The organism is Shewanella sp. SW1, assembly GCF_025653545.1.
Lineage (GTDB): Bacteria > Pseudomonadota > Gammaproteobacteria > Enterobacterales > Shewanellaceae > Shewanella > Shewanella oncorhynchi.
The window spans coordinates 65,830-89,834 of the sequence record NZ_JAKKSG010000006.1; the positions used below are offsets into that span (position 1 = coordinate 65,830).

Here is a 24,005-nt window from a genome sequence, read left to right on the forward strand (position 1 = left end):
ACTAAAAAGTGTTATGCCATACCGATGTTGCGGCGGTGTTCTACCATCAAATCACCATTGCCTAAATTCACAATCTGCGCATTGCGATCAATTTCATAGATGATCTTGCCGTTCTCGGTTTTCTTATAAGCGTTGATGGCCATTTCTAAATCTTGGTCAGGGAGTTCACCCATTTTACTGGCTGACTCTGTAACACTAATCACTTCACCGGTAAGACTGTAAACGATGGCGAACTTGATACCGTCTTCGTCTTGATGCGATTCTTTTACATCGACTTGGCACATCTCGCCTGCTGATAAACCAAACGCTGATAGCAGCTCTTGGTTAGCGCCTTTGACCTTAAACTTGGCGCTCATTTTTTCTAGACCGACCATGATTTGTCCAGGAACAAAAGTACCGCCACGAGTGTCTTGCATGGTTTTCTTGATTTCTGGCGGCGTGAACTCGTCGAGTTCCTTGACTAATGGTTGGCCATTAATCATCCCTGCGCGGGTAATGCGTGAGCGTTGTCCTGACATTACAGCATTCCTTCTAAAAAGGATTTGACAATGCCAACATCCTCAATTAAGTGGTAAACCATGTGCTCGTTTGGTGCGAAGCCGTGGTATTTGATCGCAATATGCCATTCGCCATTGCGATAGTTATCAACAGTGTTAAGCGTGGGATGCAAATAAACCTGCGCGCCCATAATGGTTTCGTCCGCCTGCAGCGTCTTGAGCCAGTAATTGAGCTTAGTGATCTCTTGCTCCATAAAGCTCTTGCTGAGATTGCGCCCCATAGCTCTTTGCGCTGTTGCAGCCAGTTTACGCACAATGGCGTATTCCAGTCCGACCTGAGAAACGAAACGCCCCATCACACAACGGTTACCTATCAGTGAGAAGCCGCCCATAGACGTTCTGGCAAAGTAAGAAATACCGTTCCGGTTCAACAAATCACCATTTGTTGATTTGTCCATGATGTTGTAATCAATAACACGGGCAGTCCCTTCGATAAGGGCGCCCATGCCACCCTTTGCAGGGCTTTCCCACGCTTTAACTCGGGCAAAACACGATAACGCAATTGCAGCAGCGGAAAAGTACACATTGCCTTTTGCGGCTTGGCTATAAACCGAGACTTGAGGATCGACTAAATAGAAAGACTCGTATCCAGTACCAGCGCCGCCAAGGCCGGCTGAGTATTCAACTGCTGCCTTGTCATTGGTATTTGGACCATCACCAACAGGGATCGCAAACAAACGCATACCCATTGCCGCAAGAGCATCAGCAACTGGTTTTGTATTAAATCCTGGTGCAGCAATATGCGTAGGCTTCTCTTGGCAATCAGCCAAAGCCTCAATGCCGGTGCGCTGACCTGTAACCGCATCTTTCTTACCAATCACATTATTGACCGTTTCAGCTGCATCAGCTCCTTCATCAACAATGACTACGTAGATAGGGACTGACACCAGACGCAAAATTTCATAGCAGCTGCGCCACAAGGTGCCGATTTCTGTGCCGGCTAAATCTAACTTACCCATGTCACCATAAGTGACGCGAATGGGGCTGTTTTTCGGCAACAATGGATCTGCACCTGGCGCCGTACCCACTAAACCTAAAACGACACTACCCAATGGCCCCATTGGCGGCGGCGCGGGATGGCGTTCAATGCTGATCCCGTTATGAACAAACGATGCATTCTCTGGCATTAGTTAGCTCCCTTTTTTGCTTTATCAGAGACCACTGCTAACTCAGTATTTACTGGGGACAAATGGCCTGACAGGATTAAGAATTGAGCCTCAATCGGTAAGAGCTCTACAGACTCACCGATTTGATGCCAGCACTTTAGATTTGGGCATTGGTAAGCAATCAGCACCGCATATTTCTGGCGCTGGCTAACCGTTTTATTCTGGATAGCCATGCGGCCTCCTATAAAAAAGTAAAAAAAATGCCCATCACTAGGATGGGCAATTTCACGAAATTGGAGCCTAAGCTCCTTTGGAGAGGGTTATTCAGTAATGCTAATTGCAAGACCTGAAAATCTAAATTGACTGCCAAACGGCAAATGGGCATTGATTTGTGATTCAGTGATACGCCACTCACCGCTCACATCAAATAAAACATCGCGTTCTGCAACACCGTCGATAAATGTTAGTGACACTGTGCGACCAATTGCGCCAAACAGTCCTTCTAATGGAACAGCAAACGAGTCATTTATTGGCAGCGAGCATTGAACTTTAAAAGGAATAGGAGTATTTACTGTGCCAATAATTCGTTCATTTTCAACTGACATATTGCCAGCATATGGATTAACTTCGGCAATACCAGAACCTAATATTCCTTCTGTTGGTATCGTGACTTTTACGCCTTGCGTTATGATTGTTTGCATTATTTATCTACCAATATTAACGTCACATTTGCTGATGTTCTATTTGCTGTTGCTTTATATCCACGAATAACAAGATAGCTCTCTACCAGAATATTATTTGAGATAATTGATTCTTGAATATTATTATAATCACCATCACCACCTGCTAATAGCAATGATGATGCAGTAGTGCTTCTGGCTGGGTATTGGGAACGAATAACACCATCAATCTCTAACTGTGCAGCTGTCTGATAACTGCCGCCTACCGTTCCCCCTGTAGAGTTAAATCCAATACTCGCCCTTTTTAAAATGCCAACTTTACCCATAGGGATATCTATTCGCATAATATCCTTTAAATTTGTGGCTGAGGCATCTACCTCAGAAACAGATATAGGAGTAAAAACACATGCAGCACTAGAATCTGATACAGACCAAGTAACAGAACTATCTAATTTGATAAGTGATGTACCGTCTATAAATGGTGCCAAATTCATACTAATACCCCCCTACATATTGCAACTGATTAACGCCAACGCACTCAAAAATTAGCGTTCCAGCCTTACCGTCTGGTAGCCAATGATTTAGCTCTGCTACGCCGTCAGGGACATCGATGTTGACTGTTCCCAATATATCTATTCGCCCAGATTTTTTGCGTTTTCTGACTTCAATTACATCGCCTATCTGTAATTTTGCGGCATTTAACGTAATAGAGGCTGACTGACCTTGGTCAAAAATAACGACTTCTCTTTGAGATAAACCGCTGCAGATATGCCCAACAGGATTTCGTGTTAACTTATGAGGGAAACGAACCGTTTTCTTATCAACATACTCCCGCGTTGCTGCAACTAAACTGGGATCAATATGCAGTGTGATTTGAACTTGGTCACTGGTAACAAAATATGCTTTCAGTGGCAGCTCAATGAGCAAGTTCCCGCTATTAGCTGGCTTCTGCCATGCTGGAATTAAATGGACAGCGAATAGCTTATTATCAATCGTCCAATACCCTGCAATTCGGCAATACTTTCCCTCACCGACATCATGAGGTACCAAACCTTCAGCGATATAACCAGCACCGTCTGGGTTGTTATATACATCAATCAAATTCCGCTTATCCCACTCGCCAGGTATGGCCGTTAGGGCTTTAAGCGTTTCATACGTAGGATTGAAATTATCACTACCACCATCACCGATTGAAAACTGTTTTAGTTTCAAACTTACGCCTGAGATGGCGGCGTTCTCTATCAGCGATTCACCCAAAGCGGTAATAATCACACCCTGATTAATTAGATCTTGATTCATTTTGCTATTACCTTAAATGCCGAAACGATGGCGCCACCGCTAAAAATTGCGCCCTTTGCTGAAATGACTGGAGGTATCCATGGGCCAAAAATCATCCGTGGGGCTAAATAAACGGCGCCACCGATGTAAATGCTGCCTTTTTGCTTAATTCCTACGCCAAGACTAAATACATCACGTTCAGATTTTGCGTGGGTAATTCGCTGACTAAGACGATATAAACGATCCTCGTCTGGTGCAGCTGTTATCCAAACTCGTATACGCATGTGATAAGGTTCGCCACCATACTCATACCAGCGCTGTATTTCTGTCTCACTGTTTAAACTGGATAATGCTAGACGAATACCTGCAATCGTCCCTGCCTGTTTGAATACCTGATACTGATTTGCAACCGTTGAACGTTTTTCTATTTCACTATCCGATGATGACCAATCGGCAACTTGTTTTTCAGCTGCTAAATATGGCAGTACATCTATTGATGTTTTGTACGCATTCAATAACTCAGGATATGGATTTTTGATATTATATAATTGCTCACTAAGTGATAATTCAATAGAACGCTCTAAAGGACTGCGGTTGTCAGGTAAAACGCTATACGTTATCAGCGAGGACGGTAATGTTGACTGACTCAAGATAAGGCGCCTCACTAAATTCACAGCGCAATGGCTGTGTCGGTTGTATTAAATCGGCTCGACTGGCGCTAGTAGATAACAGCAACACGTTATACAACATAGATGGTTCAATCTGACCGCCAAGACGATGTTGCTCTAATCCATATTTACGCACAGCTTTTTCTGCAGCTAATTTAACGATATTTTCGTCAAATCCTGAGCGCATGTATAACACTGCATTACATGACCATTTAGGGATTGTTGGCTGCTTTACAACGATTAAATCAGTTTCTTGTCCTATATCATCACGCTGCAAATATTGCTGTGTGGCATCAATCAGAGATTGCTCCGGAATGCCTTCTGCATCATGAGATAAGATGTAGCAATCAACCTCGCCAGGCGCAACTTTTCTAGCTTGAGCATCTTTGGTTTTTCCAGCATCTTCATGCTCTGTAAACTCATAAGTGACAATCACTTTATTCTTTGTAGGGCTTTCGACATGAACAGTTGGACGGCCACCCAAGGTCATTGCATGAAAACGGTACCCAGACCTTGTGCCGGTGCTTGCCAATGCGTAGGCCGCGAGATAATACCGTGTCAATAATGCGGCGTTGCTCTCCATAACCGGCTCGACTGGTGGGAATGCGTTAGCGTCACCAGCTGATATGGTTAAACGAGTGACACCTAATTGGCTGGCTATCAAATCAACCATGGCATTTTCAGTCGCATACATGCCAAACATTTGCAATGCCTGAGCATTTATGCGGCGAGTAACGTTTTGCAATATAACAGCAAATGCTTCTACTATTTTTGTTAAAACCTCAGCCTCATTACTGAGTGTTTCTCTGACGGCATCCACGGTCCCTGGCGCGTTCTGCTCAATATAAGCCAATACCTCAGCTTTAACATTGGCCAGTAACGTCTCAAAAACTGGCGTAGTAATGATGTCCGGTTTGGGTAATGGATTTTCATGCGGAAACATTGACTGGCACCTCAAATTGAACAGAGCGCCCATTCCACTTTCCTTCAAAATATAAATGAAGTCCTGTGTCATGGCGTCTCGCAATACAACGGCTAGGAACAAAATCCTTGAGTCCATTGGCTGGATTATAAAAAGCCTCAATCGCAAAACTTTGAGTCTGTATCAGCATGCTATCTGACATATTGACACCCAATGTTTCGCGAACTCTGCTACCAAACTTTGGGCGTTTGGCTCGACCAGAAAGCGGCGTTGTCATGACTTGAATAATGCGGCTAACCAGCTGCTCCATTCCGTCGATTTTACGGCCTGAGTGCCGGTCAATGCCTATCATTGTTTTTGCTCCGGAGCCTGTGTTTTTGGATTGCCGTTAGGGTGTTGATGACCGTTATATATATCTCGATCTCCTTGCATACTGCGCGTGTGGTCGCTCACATCACCAGCTGCTTCGACATCTTTAGTCGCCTGAACTAGCTTTGTATCCAATATGATCTTTTGTGCAGCTTTCAGCGTTAATGTCCCCTCGTCCATATCCCACATTTGAGCGCACTGGTCACCGAACATGGTTACCACCTGTTCTGGTTTATCTGAGGGAAAAGGGAACTGGCTAGAGTCGATACCGACCAACGCAATGCTTTGTGCGCCGGTGTTGCCGCCACCAAAATTTAAAATCAACGCTTGCTCGCCAACTGTGGGGCAGCGATAGCTAGAAACTCGTCCAGCTGACTGAGAGAACCACTTAATAAATGGTGTCGTTAGGTCGCCGTGAGCCACTTTGATAGTTTGATTGCCTTTGCCTATTTGACTCACTTTTCCCAAGCGAATCATCAACTGTTGCCGGCGGCGTAATTCTTCAACCTCAGCGCTTAATTCTTCCATTCGCTCAAGGTAAGGGTTCAGCATTTCGCTCACAACTTGCTCAAGTAGTTGTCTCATTGAAACTCTCCAACGAGTCATACTCGGCAGGGTCATTTATATCAGTAGGATTAATGGCTACGCGAATGCCCCGTTCCTCGTCGACTTCAAGTATTGGCATGCCAATATTAGCTTTTTGCACGAACTTTACCGACCAAACAGAGTAGGCGTCTAAATCCGGTTCAGTGGCATCAGCATCAGCACTAATGACCTGTGCCGGCTTCACTTTTAAATCAAAATTAGTGTTCTGGAGGATCACACTCAAAAACATTGCAGCATTTCGTGCATCGAGTTGATGTGTGATCTCTTTAATGCCAATAACGGCAAGAACTTCACAGTGGATCAATACTTCAAGCTGGCCATTGCCAGGCTGATTTTCAACTGGCTCCCAACCACTAACAGAAAAGAACGCGCAAGGCGTGTCTAGTGGCGAGGTGAGTTCTGGATAATACTCAACACTTTTAAGCCAAGGCGCATTAGATTTAAGCCAGCGCTGGATAGCTTCATGGTATTCAGTTAAGTGGATGCCTTTACTCATGCAAATTTATTCCATTTCCGTTGACGGCCAGCTATTGAATCACGCCCCGCGACTCTGCCTTTCATATCCGTGGTGTAATGCTGCATGAACACCTCTGGTAAACTGGCAAAGATTTCATCTTCCAATTTGATTTGCACAGGGTCGGCCACAGCGACTTGAGCCTCACGAACAGGGAACCTTGCGGCTCCTTTGCGGGAAAAAATCGACCGCTTACTTCGCAACTTAGTCACAAAGCCATCTTTAAATTCAGTTTTACCTAACTTGCTGGAATTGAAAGCGGCACCAGAAGGGGCTCGTTTTGTGCCCAATCTGCTAATCCGACCTTTTAAGCGACCTACAGACATATCGTTTAGGCCAAACCACAGCTTTAATTCGTCAAGTGACTGGCCTGTTTGCCCAAGCCTGAAAGCGTACTTATATGCCTGCATACGCTTACGAATTTCTTTTAAACTTTTGGCATCCATACCTTCGCGTATCAACCGCGCACCCTGCGATTTCATCGTTACCGACGTTCTCGCAATAGCGCGGTTATAAGCGGCCATCATTTCTTTTTCAGTGGCGCCCAGCATTAACTGGACGCCTTCTAGCTCACTTGGGTCAATATTGAATAGCAGGCTTTGCTGATTGATTTGCATCTATGACTCCCAAGTAAATTTGAGTCATACCATTGCCATCTGGCGCGGGTGGTCGCTCAACAATCCACTGCTGACCAGCAACGGTGACCAGTGAACGAATGCAGACACCAATGGCATCGGCAGAGGGTAATAAGATTGAGGCCGATTTGTTGTCAATAAAGCCGCCATGCTTTAACTTAGCGGTTTTATTGGGATCTTTAAAAATGACCGTCACCGGCTTATCAACACCTGGTAGATGCAAAATAGCCGGTGAGCCAAATTCATTAGGGTTAAAGAAAACCCCAAAATCATTGGCCCCTATCATTACTCTTGCTCGTCTGCGTCGTCACCAAAGAAGTCATCCAGTGCATCAGCTTCGCCTTCTGGGTCTTTGATTTCAACGGTTACCTTGATTGAGTCCTTAACCACTTTAGCTTGACCGGCACGTACTAAATCACGAGCTTCTGCTTTGCTGACTTCTACGACAGAATCCACCTCGCTCTTACCTTCGCCTGTCTTTGGAAATACAGCGGTACCACGGATCATCACGCCAGAAATAATTTGAACTTTCATGAGTTCACTCCAGATATAAAAAAGGCGCCTCATGGGCGCCGTAACTTAAGGGTTATTACACTTTCTTGCCGTAGCCAAAGGCAGCACTATGGCGGATAGCAACGTCTGCATCCTGGAACACGCGCAGCACAGTACCACCACTAGCTGCCTTGGTTGACTTATCAACGGTAAGGTCAAGAGCACCCCACATACCAACAAGTGCCTGGCTAAAGTCACCATGTAACATGGCATCAGGTTCAAACTGAGTAGATACCACACCAGCATAACCGTTCACTTGGTTGTCATCCCATAGGAACTTGGCTGTGCCAGCCGCCTTTTCTGTGGTTTTTAGGATGCCACGCAGGGTGGGACGCATGACGTAGGCCATGTTAGCCTCAAGGGCGTTAGACTCGGCCACGGCGGTTTCAAACGCCACAATAGTCTTCCAATCCCAACCACCGGCAGGGATTGGAATCGCATGGACACCTGTCTGGTTTTTGATGCCCAGTGGCTGGTTATTGAGGCCCGTTCCAAGGAATACCGCCTTATCAATACCCAGACCGATACCGCGTAGCAATTCATCACGTACCAGTAAATCGATGTCTGGCGTGGATTGCTGCATCAAGCGACGAGTGATAGGTACTGCGCCGGCAATGGTCTTAGGTGACATTTTAACAATGCCTAATCCTACATTAGACTCGGTACCGTCTTCGTCTTCGTCGATCCAGTAGAAAGACGCGCCGCTGGTCATCTTAGGAATATCGACGTTACCGACCAGACCTGTCGCAAAACGCACACCCAAGCCGGCAGCGATTGAATTAGGGCGCAGTAGATCGATAAACTGGCTGCTCCACAGGTCTGTGGCAACCAACTCTCCCCCCATGCCTGCACCAGTTGACTGTGGCGCCGCACGCCCTAGTTGTGCCAATATTTCATAGTTGACGTAAAAACCACGCGCATCTTTGCCCATCTTATCGGCCAAAGCCACGGACACTTCACGCTCAAAACCTGCACTTTTCCAGTTGCCTGTGATACTGGCGCGAACCGCATTAATCAAGCTGTAACGGCGAACGTCTTTATCGTCTAACCCTAGATTCATTTCTGTGCCAGTGGGTTTAACTTTCTTATCACGCACACTATCAAGAACCAATTGACGGAACTTATCAACTGAGTCGCTATTGGCTATGGCTTCTTGAGCTTCGCGGCCCATACCGAATTGTGAACCCATAGCCATGATTTCTTGGCAACGTTCAGTTTCTAACTTACGCACTGCTGCTTCATCTACTGCCACAGCTGGCGCTTTTTGGCGGGGCTTACCGGCAGGCTTTTGAACGCGGGTTTGTTCTTGTTCTTGCTCTAAAACATCATCTTCTGGGTCCATACCTAACTCTCTTAGTTCAATGTTAAAATCAGTTGTGTCGTTGTTATCATCACTTCGGCCTAACCCCACTGAAGTGTCAGCTGGCACAGATACAGATGAAATTTCATAGGGCTGCCATTTGGTCGCCCGATACCAATCAACCCCGTTTGCATCTCGCTTAACGTGGATGATCTCTAAAATATTGTACCCAACGCTGATATGCGGCCGGATACCGTCCTTTAGGTCTTGCCATAGTTCTTCGCCACGTACGCTATTGGATAAGCGAATAATGGCCCTTCCTTTCTTTTGGTCGATAACGGCGCTTTCAATCGCTCCACGTTGATCACGAGTGTTGTGATCCATGAGAAACGCGCCGCTATTGTTCAGTCTCGACAAATCACACTCACCAGGCGCATGTCCAAGAATTTCCATGCCAAACCAACGCTCAACGGGCTCCTCGCTAGAGAAACTCAATTCAACGGTGCGGTTTTCTACATCGACGGATTCACGGACAAAAGTAAGGTTTCGAAACTGGCGGCCAAGTTTAAGCGTTTTGCTCTTTTTCTTTGCTGGCATCTTGGTTCCCTTGTTGTTGCAGTGCTGCAGCGCGAGCTTTACGCACCTCAGCAATTCGGTCCTCAAACTCAATTAGCTCTTTAATGACCGTTTCAGGGTCATCACCCCGTTCTCGGATAATTTGGAACGGGGATTTCGTCATGTTGTTAATGGCTTCGGTATTGGCTTTCTCGTCTTTTAACGGGTCAACCCAATCCCACCGGCGGCCTTGGAAGCAATGCTTGTCAAGTCGCTCTAGTTCACTAAACCGCAAACCCTTGATGGCGCCGGTGAGTAAAGACATTCGCAGCCAAGTTGACTTCACCACGTCACAGAACGCTTGGCGCATCCAGCGCTGTTTCTTCTTCCAACCATCACGGTCTTCGAGAACAAACTGGCGCAAACTGGAAAAGCTAATCCCTTCGCCATCATTTGCTAACGTGTTGTAACTCACATCTAAACCACTGGCTGCACCGCGCTTACCCTCTTTCATGTATGACGTAAAATTACTGCCAGACTGGTTGAAATTGAGTTCTTTTAACGTGTAACCGTAAGGGACTCTAACTGACATGCCTGGCTCGACTTCTTCTATAAAATCTGGCTCATCAGAGTAATCTTCTGGCTCAACATCGGAGTCAGGCTCGTAAGCAATCATCTTTGATGCTGCGATTCTGGCCCCCGTCAATTCCGCTTCTCGGTAGCCATGCAAGTGATGCATTTCAAGTAATGCTGCATGAGCCCATGGAACACCACGCAGTTGCCCCACTCGCAGTGGTAAAAACTCCAACAGCATTTCACTGGAAGGAATGCGCTCATAACGGGCATTGCCGTAGAAATAAACCCTGTCGCCAGGGTGTTGAGTCAAAATGTGATAAGCCACTGGCCTGTCCCATTCATCGACCTCAACCCCCATACGAATGCGGCGGCCATCCTTTAAATCACGGTTGTAATTAATATCTAAGTGCGCGCTGTCTAGCAGCTGCAACGCAAAACCGTATTTATTCGGAAACCCTTCAACTAACCGCACCAGAATTTCACCGTCTTCCGCAACGGTTCTGAGAAACAGCATTTGCAGGTCTTGCCAACTAAAACGGCCTGTTACATCACAACACCCCTTTTTCCCCCAATCTTTAAAATGTTTTTCAATCAAGTCGTTGGCAGCAGTGTCATCAGCATTACCTGTGAAAATTTGCGCCTTACTTTGGAACGAGAACCCCTCTGGGCCAACCACATGCGTCTCGCACATAGCCAAAAACTTAACGATATAGCCATCATCGTTACCCGCTCTGCGGCTTTGAGCCTTAATAGCCGCTAAGTCTCGGCGGAGTTCTTCGTTAATGCTGAGTGGCAACCCACCAAGACGTGGACCTTTCAAGCCTTGAGCAGCTAATGCATAGCGCTGATGGCCTACTGGTCCACGGCGAGTTTTATGATCTGTCTCTTTAGTGTCTATTTCACTCATCCTGGCAACCTCGAACGAATACGTTTAAGTTGAAATCCGACTCCGTTCTCTTGCCTAATCTTGCGGATGTATGACCGACGTAAGACGTACAGCTCTTTAATTGGAATGCGGTCTAGACGGCGGTCATTTATCGTGTAACTTTCATGATCTGATAAAATCCGCCCTTCCAGCACCGTATTGATTGCATCTAGCATGCGTTTAGCGTGACTGCGAGGATCGTGACCTGCTGATAACTGACTAAAATCAGCCTCAATCGTTATCTGGCCAGAACCTATTACTTGACGGTCAGCTCCTAGCGTTGCATACAGGCGCCATTCGTATTGACCAGCAATCCATGCACTAGTGACATCAGCCATCTGTTTAACAATGACAACACCATCACTGGTTGATGCGTCGATATCTATCGCACCTGGGCCTCGCAGCGCATAACGAAACTGCCATCCGCTGTTTGCCAAGGCATGATTAAACGACCAGCTAACCGTAGTGCCGGCACTAATTTTTATTGGTTCATTCATTATCTATACCGGCTTATGAATCCACTGCCGCTTGAACGCTTACGAGTCGTAGACCGTTTACGCTTAGCAGGCTTTCTGGTGGCTTTAGGAGGTGTTTCTTCGCTGTCATCAGGCTGGGTATCATCATGCTCAGGGCCATCTGGTTCATCATCTGATACAACTGACTTTTTGCGGTCAATTCGTAGCATTCGTGCGGCCATATACTGCATCCCCTCACAATCTAGGTAATCGTTTCGTTTTGCGGTTTGATTCCACTTGCCGGTTTCTTCGTTAAATTCCTCAGCAACGATGTGGCGGCAGTATTCCTCTGTTATGTCAGCCGGAATAAGCCAGTCCCCTTCCTTGCCTTTGGGCCAGCGAACTCGGTTATGCACCCATGCTTTCGCCAGTGTAGTATCAAAGTCCCAGCGTTTATCTCCGTGTAAACGAGTCTTACCTTTTTTGTCTACCTCAAGCCTAACTAAACGAAACGGCTTAGGCAGTCGCTCAAACCCCATGAGGGCACGAACTCGACCTTTAAAGCGGCGCACGAACGCCAATACTTCATCAGTTCTAAAGCCAGCATCAACGCACATAAGTTGAATTTTGTGACCGTCCCACTCTTGTTCTAAAAACTCACCAAGTTCATTCCAAACTTCTGGCTTGTCGGTGTCACCCCAAACTTCTCCCCACTCAACTAAGCGACTGGACATGCCAGGACGCCAAGCGCGGAGAACGTAATAAAGTCGGTTCTTTTGAACGTCAACAGTACAAATTAGCTGGTCAAAACCAACAGGAACCTGACCGGATGAATACGTTGAACGCAGTGCATAAACTTCTTCCCACTCTGGTGCCTCACCGGCTATGGCATAAATCTCGCCAAAACCCGTGTTATAAACCGTTAAGAGTGAGTTTGGATTGCCACTTTTTAACGCTTCCAGCAATTTACGGGCTAAAAATCCGTAGCTTTTCTTTGCAGAAAAACTGCACAGGCCGCTAACCCAAAGACTGAAATGGTCATTACCATCAGTTGTGGCTAACATTCCGTGAAACGGCACAACATGCTCCTGACCTGCTTGCATAATGCTCACATGCCTATCATCGTGTGCAGATATAGACTGACCAGGAGCAATAGCTACACCACGCGCATTCATACGCTGACGATTGTTATCTTCAATATGAGTGCCGCAATGTGGGCAAATCAGTCTTGCTTCTTTCGCCGCTTGAGCTGGAGTACATTCATCATCGGTGCCGATGCCTGGCCACCACAGCAACTCGCTTCGCGGCATAAAATATTCATCGCAATCAGGGCAAGGAACGGCCCATTCATGACGGGTACCTTTTTCCCATTGCCGCCATATAGGGCTTGATACTTTCCCTTTATCTGAAATTCCCCAATGAATAAGACCTGTTTCTGGGTGAGGTGATGCAGTAACGATACCGTGGGTGGGTGTACTGGTTAGCCCCAGTTTTGAATCGGTATATGCATCCCCACGCGCCTCGGCAATCTCAGCCAAGTCGCCTTCACCAGTGGCGTTTTCATCTGGACGGTCTAACTCGTCAACCAAAGTGATGACTGCTGAGTCAGACGCAAGCTCAGTCGCTGAGCCTGCCCAAGCAAAACGTAGTGAAACACCTGCGATTCGCTTCTTATGCTTTGAGCTTTTCTTATCAAACTTAACCCATAGGCTCTTGGCCTCTTGGAACATCTCGACAATCTTGGGCTCGACTACGTTATTAATGTTTGACTCTGTAGGTCCGACATAAATAATTGGCGCGGGATCATCATCTAACTTCCAACCAATCACATTTTGCATTGTTGCGGACTTCCCCATTTGGGTGCCCATAACAAACGTCACACGAATATATTGAGGTTCTGCAAACGCTTGGCATACAGGCAACATGTAGGGAGTTGTTGTGGTATCAAATGGGCCAGGGATTGGAGAGCCTGGTGGCATAATACGATTATCAGTCGCCCAACTCGCCGCATTCCTCAATGGCTTCGCATCCACCATCATTGCGCTGTTGAGCACGATATTCAGCAACAAATCCACGGAGGCGTTCAGCCGTGGCAGCGCGGACACGGCGGCATTCGCTGTCAATTCGATGTTTGCACATTGCGGGTTCATTTATTTGTGCGACCTCTGAAGCTAAACGAGCTCCAAGACTGTTTAGTTCACTCCCATAAAGTGTCGAGATAGAGTATAAAAACTGGCCTATATCCTCTAAATCAATGACTGACTGCTCCGCTTTTGCAGCATCAACATCAGCTTTACGACGTTTAGCCATTGTTAAAAGCAACTCTTCACCATCTTTAGTTCCTTCAATTGGTGCACCGTCTTCACTTTGGAGATCACCAATTTGCTTTTTTACTTCACGCTCTATCAGCCAGTTAATTGCCAACTCAGTGTTAATCACCATAGGCTTTCCACGACCGCCACCTCCCTCATGAGGTAAGCCAGCATCAATCAAATTGCCTACCCACTTAGGTGATTTCCCAATAATGTCTGCAAATTCATTGCGATTAACATTTGCCATAGTCAAAAAATTTACCTGAAGAAAGGATAAAAAGAATGGTTCGCAATAGATCTAACATCCTTACTTTTGCGATCAAATCCTTACTTTAAATTTGAATCAACGATCTGATTTAAATAATTATTTCTATTTAGTCCTTTCTCAACCCCTTAGGAAGAAAGGACCTATTTTTAAACTATAAAATGGGGCAAAGTCGGCGAGTCTAAGCCCCGTCACGTTCCAACCCCCTAGGGAGGACCCAAAAGGGGTGGGGCCTCCCCCTTTTGGCTTTGATTGAAGCCTCAGCCAGCCCTACCGCTCAATACCAACACACTGACGCAGCTGCTCGATGTAAACAGTTATCTGAGCCATATCGTCATGAGTGACAATAAAGCCTGAGTCAGTTTCGGTTACGTTCTTCAGTGTCGGCTGTGTTGCTAGACACGGAGGTGCTTGATTCGCACTGCACCCGACCAAACTGGCGCAAGTAATCCCCAGGATTAGACTTAGCCTGAGTAAGCCGCTCTTGACGCTTTTCTTCATCATCACGCCTCTTTAATTGAACAGCTAACTCAATTAAATGGACCAATAACTTGGCGAGTAATTGAGCCCATGACATCTAAGTGCCTTTGTTCTTTGCTTTGCCATAATTGGCCGCGACATACTTCAATAGACTTTTAACCCATTGAGGCAGCTTATTGGTTACAGTTTCTGGCAGTAATGCGACCGCATGTGCTAATCCATAAGCAATGGCCACGACAATTCCAACCCATCCTGGCAAACCATCAACCACGATAGGTAATTCAGCCATGCCATCAGCCGCCATAGCTGCAAACGGCATAAACACCATGGCCATCATTAGTCCTAGTGTTGTAATGAGCTTTCGCATAGTCAGTCTCCTGTTAGTTGCGTGAAAGTAGCTCGTTTACGCCGGCAAGCTCACAGCGCTCCAAATACTCTTTTGGAGTGCCCTTACCTGCCGATGTGTTGTAGTGTCGCTTCCAATATTCAGCACGTTCAGCCCGAGTCGCTGGTATAGCAATCCGCACTGTGTAATATCGAAGACGACAGAATATGAAACTCAGTAGTGGTGATGTTTCCAGCTCCGAATAACTCACTTTCCCCAAATGAATACCAAAAGAATCAAGTAATGATTTAGCTAGCCAATGCCCTTTATATTTTTCCTTCAACCAGTTAAATGTCCCAACATCAACTTGTGTCACACCCGTACCAGCGTTATATGGCGTAGGATCTCGATAAGCCCCTAGCAATGTTTCTGCTGCTGCGGTTTCAACTAAGAGAGCGACTGCATGCTCATTGCTACTAAAAACACTACAAATAGCCTTCGCATATTCAATGGCTTGTGACTTACTAACTAAGCCATAGTGAACGGTTAAATTACTCATACAGATAATTCCCATATACAAAAAGCCCCGCTAGATTGCAGGGCCACGTAATGACTATTTGATTGGCTTACGATTCCTCATCTTCCAATTTCCGCCTTCTACGCAAGTCGAGATATTTCCAAATGTCAAAGACAAGACGACCAGCAACGACTGTCAAACCGCCAATAGAAACTAAAGTTGAAATTGTTAAGGCCGAAGTGGGGATCTGTGCTGCTACATCTGCAGCTTGCTGTGCCTTTGCTGCAACCTCACTTGAAAAAGCACTTATCCCACTTCCACCACCGTAGGCGATTAGCCGGCCTTTCCATTCACTGGCTTTTGTTAATACACATTTCATAAGTAGATTTCAGGCAATAAAAAAGCCCAGCGATTAGCTGAGCTTTAAATGGGAAGATTTAAGTTGTTGCTTCGGTGAGCATATCAATACTGTACAGTTTTTCGGCTTCAAAGTTAGCCCTAAATATGTCCCTTTTTAGCCCTTTAGTGGCTTAAACCCTAACTAAAGCAGCATCTACCTTATGGATTTAACTGCAAATTTGTCGCTTAACTGACATTAGAGGCGTTTCCTTTACTCCGATACGGCCCTAAATGTCTAAATGATTGCATCCTTCTCTGAGGCTGATGCAATAACATCACTTTATATGCTGACACCAACAGGGCTAACGTATTACTAAAATAGCATGACGATCTCAGTACCATCTCACCCGCTAAACATCTAACATTTTCAAAATAGTCTGATAAACCAAATTTTTACTATCTTCATCAATGGCGTCATAATCACATATCGCAACCGAAGCAAAAGAACGCTCGTATATTGGAAACATCTGACTTAAAGGACTTTGAGCGTCACCAATAATTGGAGCATTACATTCGTCAAACTGATCCGCAGTCAAATCAAAAACTAACCCATCAATATCAACCCAATAATGATGTTCATCATCTAAGTTCCAAGCATGTACCACTTCAACATTTGCAGAGGGAAACAATTGCATCGCCAAGAAAGCAAAATAAATCGATGTCCCTTCACAGCAGTTTCTAGGGAAATTGTAAAAGTGCGGTAATTCTATGCTGTTACTGTACATATCAAGAGCGGCTCTAAATTGAAGAGCAAAATCACTTATCTTACTTATCATTATTCACCCCCAACAATGTCAGCATCTCTTTCTTAATTGAACGTAAGTCATGTGCTGCGATAGTATTTGGATTATCAAGATAATGCATAACCACCTCATTGCCTTTATGTTTGTCGATCGTTAAATAACTATAATAATCATAAGTTGCTGTAGTATAAGCATTAAAAACATACACTCCCTCCTGCTCTAATTCATACAATGTCGCCAACTCTTCTGAATATCTTTTCCGATAAATATTCGGGTAATACAAAGCCTCTTCTATCAGATCATCACTAAAATTATCACCGACATAGCTCGAGAAATTAAACACATAATCCGTTTTTACATCGATCAATAAAAAGGCAAGTTTAGTGCTAGATTTTTCAAAAAGTCCCTCTTTTTGGCGCATGCGAAGCGTTCTGCTATTTGCAACAGAAACATCAAATCTGTCATAGGGACGACCAGGAGTAATAACAAGATCAATAGGAAAATGATTCGCCACTAAATGACGGACACCAGTCTCAAGATCAAAAAAGATAAAGTCATAATGCTTAATAATCTCTGCAAAAGATGATTTATAGTAAGAATGTCCATTCCAATTAATATCTTCTTCATAAAGAATTTTTGGATAAGGTTGATTTGAGTATGTAAATAACTTCTCAGCGGCTTTTAGTTGGCTATATTTTTCACTCACGATGACTAACACATCATAACCATCACTAGCCAATAGAATCGCCATATCACGAGTTAAGGAAGAACGCGCCATACCTCCAGCCCCGCCGGCAAAACTGATCACCTTTCCATGATGATACCCATCACTAAACTGAGGTGGGTATGACAGCCCAGTCTTTAAGCAAAATAACTCTAAGGTGGCATCGCCAATGCGAACATGTGTTCCTGATGTCTCTGCTTCTTCAAACTTCTGCCACTGCCTAATTGAAACATGCACAACTTCAGCAGCTTGCTTTTGTGTGAGCCCAGCTTTAAGTCTGAGTGATTGAATTTGTTCGGGAGTAATTTTTAAGGTTTTCCTAGCCATACGTCTTTTTGTTCGTATAAATAACTTTAAGTCGTACTTTAATACACTTAACGAACTAAAGCACGTGCAAATAAACGACTAGTGAAATTAATTTCACTAGTCGAAAATAGCTGTTATCAAAGGGAAATATTTCAAATTTGGTAAGTATACGGGCATTAGTTTACTTGCGCGATTTTAGAAGTGTGTTCTCATAAACTATCAATATCACTACTGAGATCAACATGACAAACACACTTATCACTCGTACTTTTTTAGACTCAGATGGTATTCAAAAGATCGCAATTTTTGACACAGCACAGAAACCTGCAGACGACGAATTAGGACTTTTTATTGATGATCGAGGAAGAGATGACATAGTGCCTGCATGCAAACACTATGATAGGGAATTAGTAGGAAAATTAATTTTTATTGGGAAGATACTTCTTTAGAAGCGGCCTCAAGCGAATCTGTTGAGATAGGAACTGGATCTGCAGACATTAACTCAACAAAATACTTAGCCACATCTTGCAAGAGGCTTTTTTGAGTAGCTTCATCAGCGGTATAAGCAGCAAATGTCAAAATAGCAATGCCGGTTATTGTTGTTGCCACAATCCCAGAAAAACCATTTAGAACCCAAAATACAGTTCGTCTGAATATAGATACCTGTATAAGATTTTGGCTTGCTCTAGCTAGCTTGCTCTGCTCTTCTTTTCTTACTTTAGTTATTTCTTTTTTAACTTTTTGTTCAACTGTCAAATCAAAAGACTGTTCACGTTTTTTCAATTCTGCCTGCTTAGTGTCTAAAGCCTTTTGTTGAGAATTGATACCAGCTTCTAACTTTGTATATTGTTCATTTAATTGGTCTAAGCCTTTTTCAATTGCTAAGCCAACTGTCGCACTTAAGACCTGCTTAGCACGTTCTCTATAACCATCTTGCCTGGTCGCTACTGACGCAACCTGATCATGAAATGCACTAATTTGCTCCGCAATATAATCTTCATTTTTTCCTTGCTTACGGTATTGTGTAGCAGTTTCATGTTTTTCTTTTTTATAAAGAGCATATGCGACAATACCAAGCACATCATTATCATGTTGGACTAATTCGGAATACACCCATTTTTTTTCAGTAACTAGTAACTTTTCCATGTTTTTTCTTATTCTTAATAGCTAAAAAGCCCTCAATGAAAACTGAGAGCTTTTATCATTAACAATGCATAAACACTGAAATTTATCAGTGTAAGAGTTATCCGTGCACCCGAACAACGTCAAGAAATGATTGTGTAAAATGCTGCAGCAAAGTCTTATCAGATATGGAGTTTCTTTGCGCCCCAGAATCTACTTGCTGGAAATCCAAATTGACAAGTTTTACTTCCCTAAGAGCAGACGTTACGGCTCGAGAGAGGTCTTCATCAGTTAGCATCAGACGCACTTGATTACCATCTAACTCCACTAGCTGCACGCCTTTAATTTTTTTGGTCATTTGCGCAACTCCTTTTTATCAGTGACTAATTCAAATGGCGCGGCACTCTACCACAACACTAGTCGATTTCGTACACAATTCCAGTTTGTTTACGATAAAAAATATACAAAGTACAGAAAATCAAACATTAACAATCTTGATTTATTTCGCTCTCAGCTGTGATACAAACACTGCAAGTCTTTCATAGTTATCAGCATAACCACCGTTGGGGCCATCAATCTTAAACTTCCACTCTTCGCCATTCCAGAACATATCCTCATTGATTGCTCGATTTTTAGTATCTAAATAAACTACTTCAATCTCTAAAGGTTCTGTCTCAGTGTAAACATTACAAACAACGGCTTTTTTTCGAGGGTGACCAATGCCAAATCGAAAAATATCACCAGCGCATACACTTGGAGCATCTTTCATAAACCACCATAACAGTTAGTTGTAAGAACTAATATCAAAAAATAACCGATTAAGTAAGCAAAGGCTACCGATATTATTGCTTCAACCACACTATGGTTGAGTATACATATGACGCTGTATCACGGCCTCTTCCCTCTTCTAAAGCAGCTGCCTTTCAGCTCTTTTCAACCAATATAGATATGACTTCTCTGAGTCAAATTCAACTAAGGCCCAGTTGCGTTCGCAGATGTAATGCACTCTTAAAGCACGTCTACAATCATGGCTCAAGCGAGCAATACGAAGGTCATACTCTGCAATATGAGCTGGCGAACTAGACTCTGAAAATACAGCACCAAAACAACGAACCTCCCCAAGTTTATCGCATGCACTGCGGCTTGCATGTCCTTGACCATATTCTTTGCTAGCCCAGTAACGTCCCCAAGCAGCTAACTCTTTACGCAGCTGCTTAACGGTTATTCTCTCCTGCACATCATCTTGCATAAACTGCAGCCCTCTGTACTTCGACTAACGGAATACGAAAAACCTGATCACAAATGGCCGCTAAATCATCATAAGAGACCGGAGTTTGACCACGCTCCCAACGCTGATAAGTTTTAGAGTTCACGCCGTAAATCTCTGCAACCTCAGCTTGAGTCAACCCTCGTATACGGCGACCCGTTTTTAAAATTTCAAATCCACGAGTCGTCATCTTGCCCCCACAAATCCGCGCTTAACCAAGTGCAGGTGATAAGCCTCAAGTGCGGCCATAACGCCCTTATCTAATGTGCTGTGTACATAGGTTCTCAGCAGGACCGGCAAAGCATGATTCAAAATGCGTTCACCCACCATGGTATCTACACCCATGTCAGCAATGATGGTTCTGCATAACTTACGTAAAGCATGGCTGGTAAAGTCTTTAAATCTAATTTGTTGGCTCCAATACTGCGCGGTTCTTATCGATACCACCTCGCTATCCCCACAGAACAAATGTGTTCTCTTACCGACATGCTTTAATTGCCACTGACGATAATTCAATAAAAGTGATTTTGCCGCAGGAGTTAAGGGCAAGCGATGTGATTGACGTGTTTTGGTATTTGACGCCGGTATCAACCAAAACTCACCAGCAAAATGCTCCCAACGACATAATCGAGTTTCATTAATCCGAGTACCAAACATCAGCATCAGCAAAAACAACATATTTACTGGACGGCTAGCGCCCTGTAGTGCACCAAATAACTCAGCAAGATCGGCCTCTGTGAGCGCTGTTTCTGCCACTGGTCCAAACTTCAAGCTAAACTGCACTCGATAACCCGCCAATGGATTAGAAGCAAGTAAACGTAAATCACAGGCCGCTGAAAACGCTCTTTTCAATACGTTTACACAGAGACGAATGTAATGAGGCGCATATTCCTCATTCAGCATTCCTTTAACGAGTGCGGAATCTATGCAAATAAAATCAAATTCAGTGATCTTATGGCTACCGACTCTGAGTAAAAGTTGACTGCGGATCATCGAAGCACAATTAGCTCGCCAACTTTGACTCAACGTTTTATTACCCGAAACATGATTGAGGTACCAAAGTAATAGATCTTCAATAGTGACTAATTCAGCGCTATTGCTTATCTCACCAATCACGCGTTTAGCTAACAACTGCGGTAAACCGTTGAAGAATGTTTTTAAACACAATGCAGGCCAACTGCCTTGCTTTTTCCAATGACTTTTTCCATTTTCGTGCAGTACTAAAAACAAACTTGCTTTAGTTCGGCTCTGATTAGCTCTAAATTTCACACAAGGATATTGCTTATCCCTAAACTCTCTTGAGGTTGACTCTGTTAACCAACGTTTCAATACCGTAGGGTTAGCTTTGCCATATTCAACACCAATATGGGGTACTTTAACCGTTTGCGGCATCCATCCTCCCGCCGAGCCCGTGTTTAGCCCTTAACTCTGCAAGTATCTGGCGTGCCTTTGAAGGAGCAGTAGGTACACTCACGTCTTTAGGCAATGCTTTCGGTAATTCATAATCAAACGCTTCCCCCGAAACATAACGCCTTACTAGCTGAGTGTAGTTATGGCTAAATACTTCAAAAACCTCCTTCTCAATCCCTTGGGCAAACAACCAACTCCCCGTTTCACGCACCGCTAAACGCACTAAGTCATGGCTCCAATGATGCTTCTCGGGTCGATGGTAATGTTTAAGCGCTTCACGATACGCCACATCAAGCTCAGGTAATCCCGCATCGTTTGCCGATGGCATACACCAGGCACAAAACTGTCGTGGCGTTGGCCAAAACTTGCGGTCACCAACCTCACGCCTTGCTCGATTCAAACCGTGTTGTACTTGCTCACGACTTCGAACCCCCTGCACTGCCAGCGTTTTAAGCCACTCAGATTTATGGATCCCCTCTTCCTCAACCTTAGGTGCACCAACAGGGAATAAAATTCGTAACTTTATAAAAACACTATCAACAATCGCTCGGTCTGCAGCCGTAGGTTCCACATGATTAGTTTTAACGCCGCAACCAATTACAGTACGGGTATGCATTAAGGCCTGTAAGCTATGAGTGCTCATATCAAAGGGTCCTCAGGGTCGAATACATGTCGGGTCCAATCACTATCCGTTGCACTTTGACCTTGATTTGGGTTAACGCTAGCGTTACCTAACCACGCAGCATTAAAACCACGCCAATTTCGAGTGACACATTCAGCCAAACAATCATCGACGCTAAAGCCTATCGTCACCGCAATCTGCAATTGCGGGGCTAAACGGTTGATCACAGTCTGGCTAACGTCGGCTTTGAGCCGTTTACGCATTGCCAACCAATCAGCCAAAGTTTGCCCATTTGGCATTGCAGGCCAAGCAGAGAAATCGAGTGAATTTTTTTGCGTAGTTTTATTAGATCTCTTAGTGACTGGTTTAATGATAGGTTTAATGACTGATTCCGGTGCTATCTGGTGGCATAGGGTCTGCTCGCTGGTAGCATAGGGTCTGCTATCAGGTAGCACACCTATGCTATCTGATGACATATCTATGCTATCTCGTGGCTCACCTATGCTATCTGGTAGCACCCTTGGATTATCTAGTTTTGCTGCACGTTCAGATACTAAATCCGAACTTTCATTATCTTGTTTAGATGCCTTTTTAACCCAATCACGAAGGTGTAATGTATATACATTCGAATCATTGCCTTTCGGGCCTTTTCTCGCCTTAATCGTTAACAGGCCATCATCAGCCAGATCCTTAATATGTTTACGAACAGTGCTATTGCCAATCTCGCACTGCTCAGCAATATATTGATAACTCGGCCAACACTCGCCACTATCACTCGCATTATCAGCAAGCTTAATTAAAACGAGTTTACGTAATGGATTGCCGACCTTGGTTTTCATCGCCAACACCATGAGTTCCATACTCATACGTAAGCCCCCTGTAAAAACGTCAAATTGACTAAACTCGGTTGCTTATTTATCATGAGCTTGCCTTAGTGGTATTAAGCCTGCATTCTGTCGCCAAACGTGCGCAGGCTTTCTTCATTTCTTCAGACTTAAGTGATCCGCAAGTAGACTGCGCCAATAGAACTTCACGCTTTGTCCCAACCTCCCCGTCTGCTTGTAGCTTTGCTATTTTTGCCCTAAGAGAAGTAATTTTAGCTTCAAGTTCTATCGGATTTTTGTCACTTAACTGACTATTTAGATCATGTGAATGGGCGCTGCAGTTAGCTGCACCATAAAAACAACAGATCAAACATTCCTCATCAAACATGGTTACCCTCCACAGCCTTTAAGCTTGTTTTATGGCCGACAAATGGAAAGTGTTTCTCAAGTAAATCCATAGCAGCTTGTGTGGTGCCTCTCGACTCAGTGAGTTCACGATGAGCCGCTATAACGTCCTCACGGCTTGGTGTACTTCCCAACTGAATCACTGCCACCTGCGCTTCTGAGTTTTCCTTAGTTAGCGAAATCGCTAATGCTGCAGTATTAATTTCAGTACCAGTAAACCCATGGTCTGCAACCACTGTCACCCCTACCATGCTGTAAACCGCATTAAGGTAATTCAACTTCAAGTGCTGGGGCATTGCCGCCAGAATGGCTTGTTCAACGTGGAATAAGCGTTCAGGCATGGCATGGGTTTCTTGATACTGCCCAAGCCATCTAAAAATCTTTTGGGCATTGACCCGCGAATCATTATACGGGTCACTTGTATTGTTAAAACTTATCCCCTCATTTGCCAACAAAGGCATTAGCCCAAGTTCATTAGCCGCTGTGACAATCTCAGAGGCAATAATCGAACGGCTCACCTTAGGCATTTCAAGCCAACGGTGAATCGCCACCATTAATAAATCCAACCGTGATTTGTGTTTCATGA

The 24,005-nt window shown here is 44.5% G+C and carries 35 protein-coding genes; all 35 read right to left on the reverse strand.

What is annotated here, in order from left to right:
• Positions 1-11 precede the first annotated feature (11 nt).
• Positions 12-518: a phage major tail tube protein gene (locus tag L5M71_RS07015; RefSeq protein ID WP_263207907.1), complete on the reverse strand. Its 507-nt coding sequence runs from the start codon at positions 516-518 to the stop codon at positions 12-14.
• The gene (locus L5M71_RS07020; protein WP_263207909.1) at positions 518-1,684 is read right to left on the reverse strand and encodes a phage tail protein; all 1,167 of its coding nucleotides are present in this window, start codon (positions 1,682-1,684) and stop codon (positions 518-520) included. Before L5M71_RS07020 ends, L5M71_RS07015 begins: the two co-directional genes overlap by 1 nt.
• Positions 1,684-1,896 carry a hypothetical protein gene (locus L5M71_RS07025; RefSeq protein WP_263207911.1) on the reverse strand — a complete coding sequence of 71 codons (213 nt, stop codon included), beginning with the start codon at positions 1,894-1,896 and terminating at the stop codon, positions 1,684-1,686. The genes L5M71_RS07020 and L5M71_RS07025 overlap by 1 nt, the downstream gene beginning before the upstream one ends.
• Positions 1,897-1,983: 87 nt before the next feature.
• On the reverse strand, positions 1,984-2,364 hold the full coding sequence (locus L5M71_RS07030; RefSeq protein WP_263207913.1) for a hypothetical protein: 381 nt from the start codon (positions 2,362-2,364) through the stop codon (positions 1,984-1,986).
• Complete coding sequence (locus L5M71_RS07035) at positions 2,364-2,837, reverse strand: hypothetical protein (protein WP_263207917.1); 474 nt, start codon at positions 2,835-2,837, stop codon at positions 2,364-2,366. The genes L5M71_RS07030 and L5M71_RS07035 overlap by 1 nt, the downstream gene beginning before the upstream one ends.
• Before the next feature lies 1 nt (position 2,838).
• Positions 2,839-3,642, reverse strand: a complete 804-nt coding sequence (locus L5M71_RS07040; protein WP_263207919.1) for a phage tail protein — start codon at positions 3,640-3,642, stop codon at positions 2,839-2,841.
• On the reverse strand, positions 3,639-4,271 hold the full coding sequence (locus tag L5M71_RS07045) for a phage tail protein I (RefSeq protein WP_263207921.1): 633 nt from the start codon (positions 4,269-4,271) through the stop codon (positions 3,639-3,641). The genes L5M71_RS07040 and L5M71_RS07045 overlap by 4 nt, the downstream gene beginning before the upstream one ends.
• Complete coding sequence (locus tag L5M71_RS07050; RefSeq protein WP_263207923.1) at positions 4,231-5,232, reverse strand: baseplate J/gp47 family protein; 1,002 nt, start codon at positions 5,230-5,232, stop codon at positions 4,231-4,233. Before L5M71_RS07050 ends, L5M71_RS07045 begins: the two co-directional genes overlap by 41 nt.
• On the reverse strand, positions 5,219-5,563 hold the full coding sequence (locus L5M71_RS07055) for a phage baseplate protein (protein ID WP_263207925.1): 345 nt from the start codon (positions 5,561-5,563) through the stop codon (positions 5,219-5,221). The genes L5M71_RS07050 and L5M71_RS07055 overlap by 14 nt, the downstream gene beginning before the upstream one ends.
• The gene (locus tag L5M71_RS07060) at positions 5,560-6,165 is read right to left on the reverse strand and encodes a phage baseplate assembly protein V (protein ID WP_263207927.1); all 606 of its coding nucleotides are present in this window, start codon (positions 6,163-6,165) and stop codon (positions 5,560-5,562) included. Before L5M71_RS07060 ends, L5M71_RS07055 begins: the two co-directional genes overlap by 4 nt.
• Positions 6,149-6,682: a hypothetical protein gene (locus L5M71_RS07065; RefSeq protein WP_263207930.1), complete on the reverse strand. Its 534-nt coding sequence runs from the start codon at positions 6,680-6,682 to the stop codon at positions 6,149-6,151. The genes L5M71_RS07060 and L5M71_RS07065 overlap by 17 nt, the downstream gene beginning before the upstream one ends.
• Positions 6,679-7,317, reverse strand: coding sequence for a hypothetical protein (locus L5M71_RS07070; protein WP_263207932.1), 639 nt, complete (start codon positions 7,315-7,317; stop codon positions 6,679-6,681). The genes L5M71_RS07065 and L5M71_RS07070 overlap by 4 nt, the downstream gene beginning before the upstream one ends.
• The gene (locus L5M71_RS07075) at positions 7,280-7,621 is read right to left on the reverse strand and encodes a hypothetical protein (RefSeq protein ID WP_263207935.1); all 342 of its coding nucleotides are present in this window, start codon (positions 7,619-7,621) and stop codon (positions 7,280-7,282) included. Before L5M71_RS07075 ends, L5M71_RS07070 begins: the two co-directional genes overlap by 38 nt.
• Positions 7,621-7,869, reverse strand: coding sequence for a hypothetical protein (locus tag L5M71_RS07080; RefSeq protein ID WP_263207938.1), 249 nt, complete (start codon positions 7,867-7,869; stop codon positions 7,621-7,623). Before L5M71_RS07080 ends, L5M71_RS07075 begins: the two co-directional genes overlap by 1 nt.
• 55 nt (positions 7,870-7,924) lie before the next feature.
• Positions 7,925-9,784, reverse strand: coding sequence for a phage major capsid protein (locus tag L5M71_RS07085; RefSeq protein WP_263207940.1), 1,860 nt, complete (start codon positions 9,782-9,784; stop codon positions 7,925-7,927).
• Positions 9,753-11,225, reverse strand: a complete 1,473-nt coding sequence (locus L5M71_RS07090) for a phage portal protein (protein ID WP_263207942.1) — start codon at positions 11,223-11,225, stop codon at positions 9,753-9,755. The genes L5M71_RS07085 and L5M71_RS07090 overlap by 32 nt, the downstream gene beginning before the upstream one ends.
• On the reverse strand, positions 11,222-11,740 hold the full coding sequence (locus tag L5M71_RS07095; RefSeq protein WP_263207944.1) for a hypothetical protein: 519 nt from the start codon (positions 11,738-11,740) through the stop codon (positions 11,222-11,224). Before L5M71_RS07095 ends, L5M71_RS07090 begins: the two co-directional genes overlap by 4 nt.
• A complete protein-coding gene (locus L5M71_RS07100; protein ID WP_263207946.1) occupies positions 11,740-13,773 on the reverse strand; it encodes a phage terminase large subunit family protein in 2,034 nt (677 codons plus the stop codon). The genes L5M71_RS07095 and L5M71_RS07100 overlap by 1 nt, the downstream gene beginning before the upstream one ends.
• Positions 13,688-14,257, reverse strand: a complete 570-nt coding sequence (locus L5M71_RS07105) for a terminase small subunit (protein WP_263207947.1) — start codon at positions 14,255-14,257, stop codon at positions 13,688-13,690. Before L5M71_RS07105 ends, L5M71_RS07100 begins: the two co-directional genes overlap by 86 nt.
• Positions 14,258-14,633: 376 nt before the next feature.
• The gene (locus L5M71_RS07110; protein WP_259516051.1) at positions 14,634-14,852 is read right to left on the reverse strand and encodes a hypothetical protein; all 219 of its coding nucleotides are present in this window, start codon (positions 14,850-14,852) and stop codon (positions 14,634-14,636) included.
• The gene (locus L5M71_RS07115) at positions 14,853-15,122 is read right to left on the reverse strand and encodes a hypothetical protein (protein ID WP_259516049.1); all 270 of its coding nucleotides are present in this window, start codon (positions 15,120-15,122) and stop codon (positions 14,853-14,855) included.
• A 13-nt stretch (positions 15,123-15,135) separates the two neighbouring features.
• Positions 15,136-15,639, reverse strand: a complete 504-nt coding sequence (locus tag L5M71_RS07120; protein ID WP_263207952.1) for a hypothetical protein — start codon at positions 15,637-15,639, stop codon at positions 15,136-15,138.
• 67 nt (positions 15,640-15,706) lie between these two features.
• Complete coding sequence (locus L5M71_RS07125) at positions 15,707-15,976, reverse strand: hypothetical protein (protein WP_259516045.1); 270 nt, start codon at positions 15,974-15,976, stop codon at positions 15,707-15,709.
• Positions 15,977-16,346: 370 nt separating this feature from the next.
• Positions 16,347-16,772 carry a hypothetical protein gene (locus tag L5M71_RS07130; RefSeq protein ID WP_263207956.1) on the reverse strand — a complete coding sequence of 142 codons (426 nt, stop codon included), beginning with the start codon at positions 16,770-16,772 and terminating at the stop codon, positions 16,347-16,349.
• Entirely contained in the window at positions 16,762-17,790 is a 1,029-nt protein-coding gene (locus L5M71_RS07135; RefSeq protein ID WP_263207958.1) for a hypothetical protein, read from the reverse strand. The genes L5M71_RS07130 and L5M71_RS07135 overlap by 11 nt, the downstream gene beginning before the upstream one ends.
• Positions 17,791-18,195: 405 nt before the next feature.
• Positions 18,196-18,915, reverse strand: a complete 720-nt coding sequence (locus tag L5M71_RS07140) for a hypothetical protein (RefSeq protein ID WP_263207961.1) — start codon at positions 18,913-18,915, stop codon at positions 18,196-18,198.
• A gap of 97 nt (positions 18,916-19,012) precedes the next feature.
• Positions 19,013-19,249, reverse strand: a complete 237-nt coding sequence (locus tag L5M71_RS07145; RefSeq protein ID WP_263207963.1) for a hypothetical protein — start codon at positions 19,247-19,249, stop codon at positions 19,013-19,015.
• A gap of 141 nt (positions 19,250-19,390) precedes the next feature.
• A complete protein-coding gene (locus L5M71_RS07150) occupies positions 19,391-19,660 on the reverse strand; it encodes a hypothetical protein (RefSeq protein WP_263207966.1) in 270 nt (89 codons plus the stop codon).
• 138 nt (positions 19,661-19,798) lie between these two features.
• Positions 19,799-20,140 (reverse strand): hypothetical protein, encoded by a 342-nt coding sequence (locus tag L5M71_RS07155; RefSeq protein WP_263207968.1) that lies wholly within the window; start codon positions 20,138-20,140, stop codon positions 19,799-19,801.
• Entirely contained in the window at positions 20,130-20,348 is a 219-nt protein-coding gene (locus L5M71_RS07160; RefSeq protein ID WP_259516034.1) for a helix-turn-helix domain-containing protein, read from the reverse strand. The genes L5M71_RS07155 and L5M71_RS07160 overlap by 11 nt, the downstream gene beginning before the upstream one ends.
• Entirely contained in the window at positions 20,345-21,550 is a 1,206-nt protein-coding gene (locus L5M71_RS07165; protein ID WP_263207972.1) for a tyrosine-type recombinase/integrase, read from the reverse strand. The genes L5M71_RS07160 and L5M71_RS07165 overlap by 4 nt, the downstream gene beginning before the upstream one ends.
• The gene (locus L5M71_RS07170; protein WP_263207974.1) at positions 21,534-22,211 is read right to left on the reverse strand and encodes a replication protein P; all 678 of its coding nucleotides are present in this window, start codon (positions 22,209-22,211) and stop codon (positions 21,534-21,536) included. Before L5M71_RS07170 ends, L5M71_RS07165 begins: the two co-directional genes overlap by 17 nt.
• Complete coding sequence (locus tag L5M71_RS07175; protein ID WP_263207976.1) at positions 22,208-23,056, reverse strand: helix-turn-helix domain-containing protein; 849 nt, start codon at positions 23,054-23,056, stop codon at positions 22,208-22,210. The genes L5M71_RS07170 and L5M71_RS07175 overlap by 4 nt, the downstream gene beginning before the upstream one ends.
• A gap of 52 nt (positions 23,057-23,108) precedes the next feature.
• Positions 23,109-23,402 (reverse strand): hypothetical protein, encoded by a 294-nt coding sequence (locus tag L5M71_RS07180; protein ID WP_263207978.1) that lies wholly within the window; start codon positions 23,400-23,402, stop codon positions 23,109-23,111.
• Positions 23,395-24,003: a hypothetical protein gene (locus L5M71_RS07185; protein WP_263207981.1), complete on the reverse strand. Its 609-nt coding sequence runs from the start codon at positions 24,001-24,003 to the stop codon at positions 23,395-23,397. Before L5M71_RS07185 ends, L5M71_RS07180 begins: the two co-directional genes overlap by 8 nt.
• Positions 24,004-24,005 lie beyond the last annotated feature (2 nt).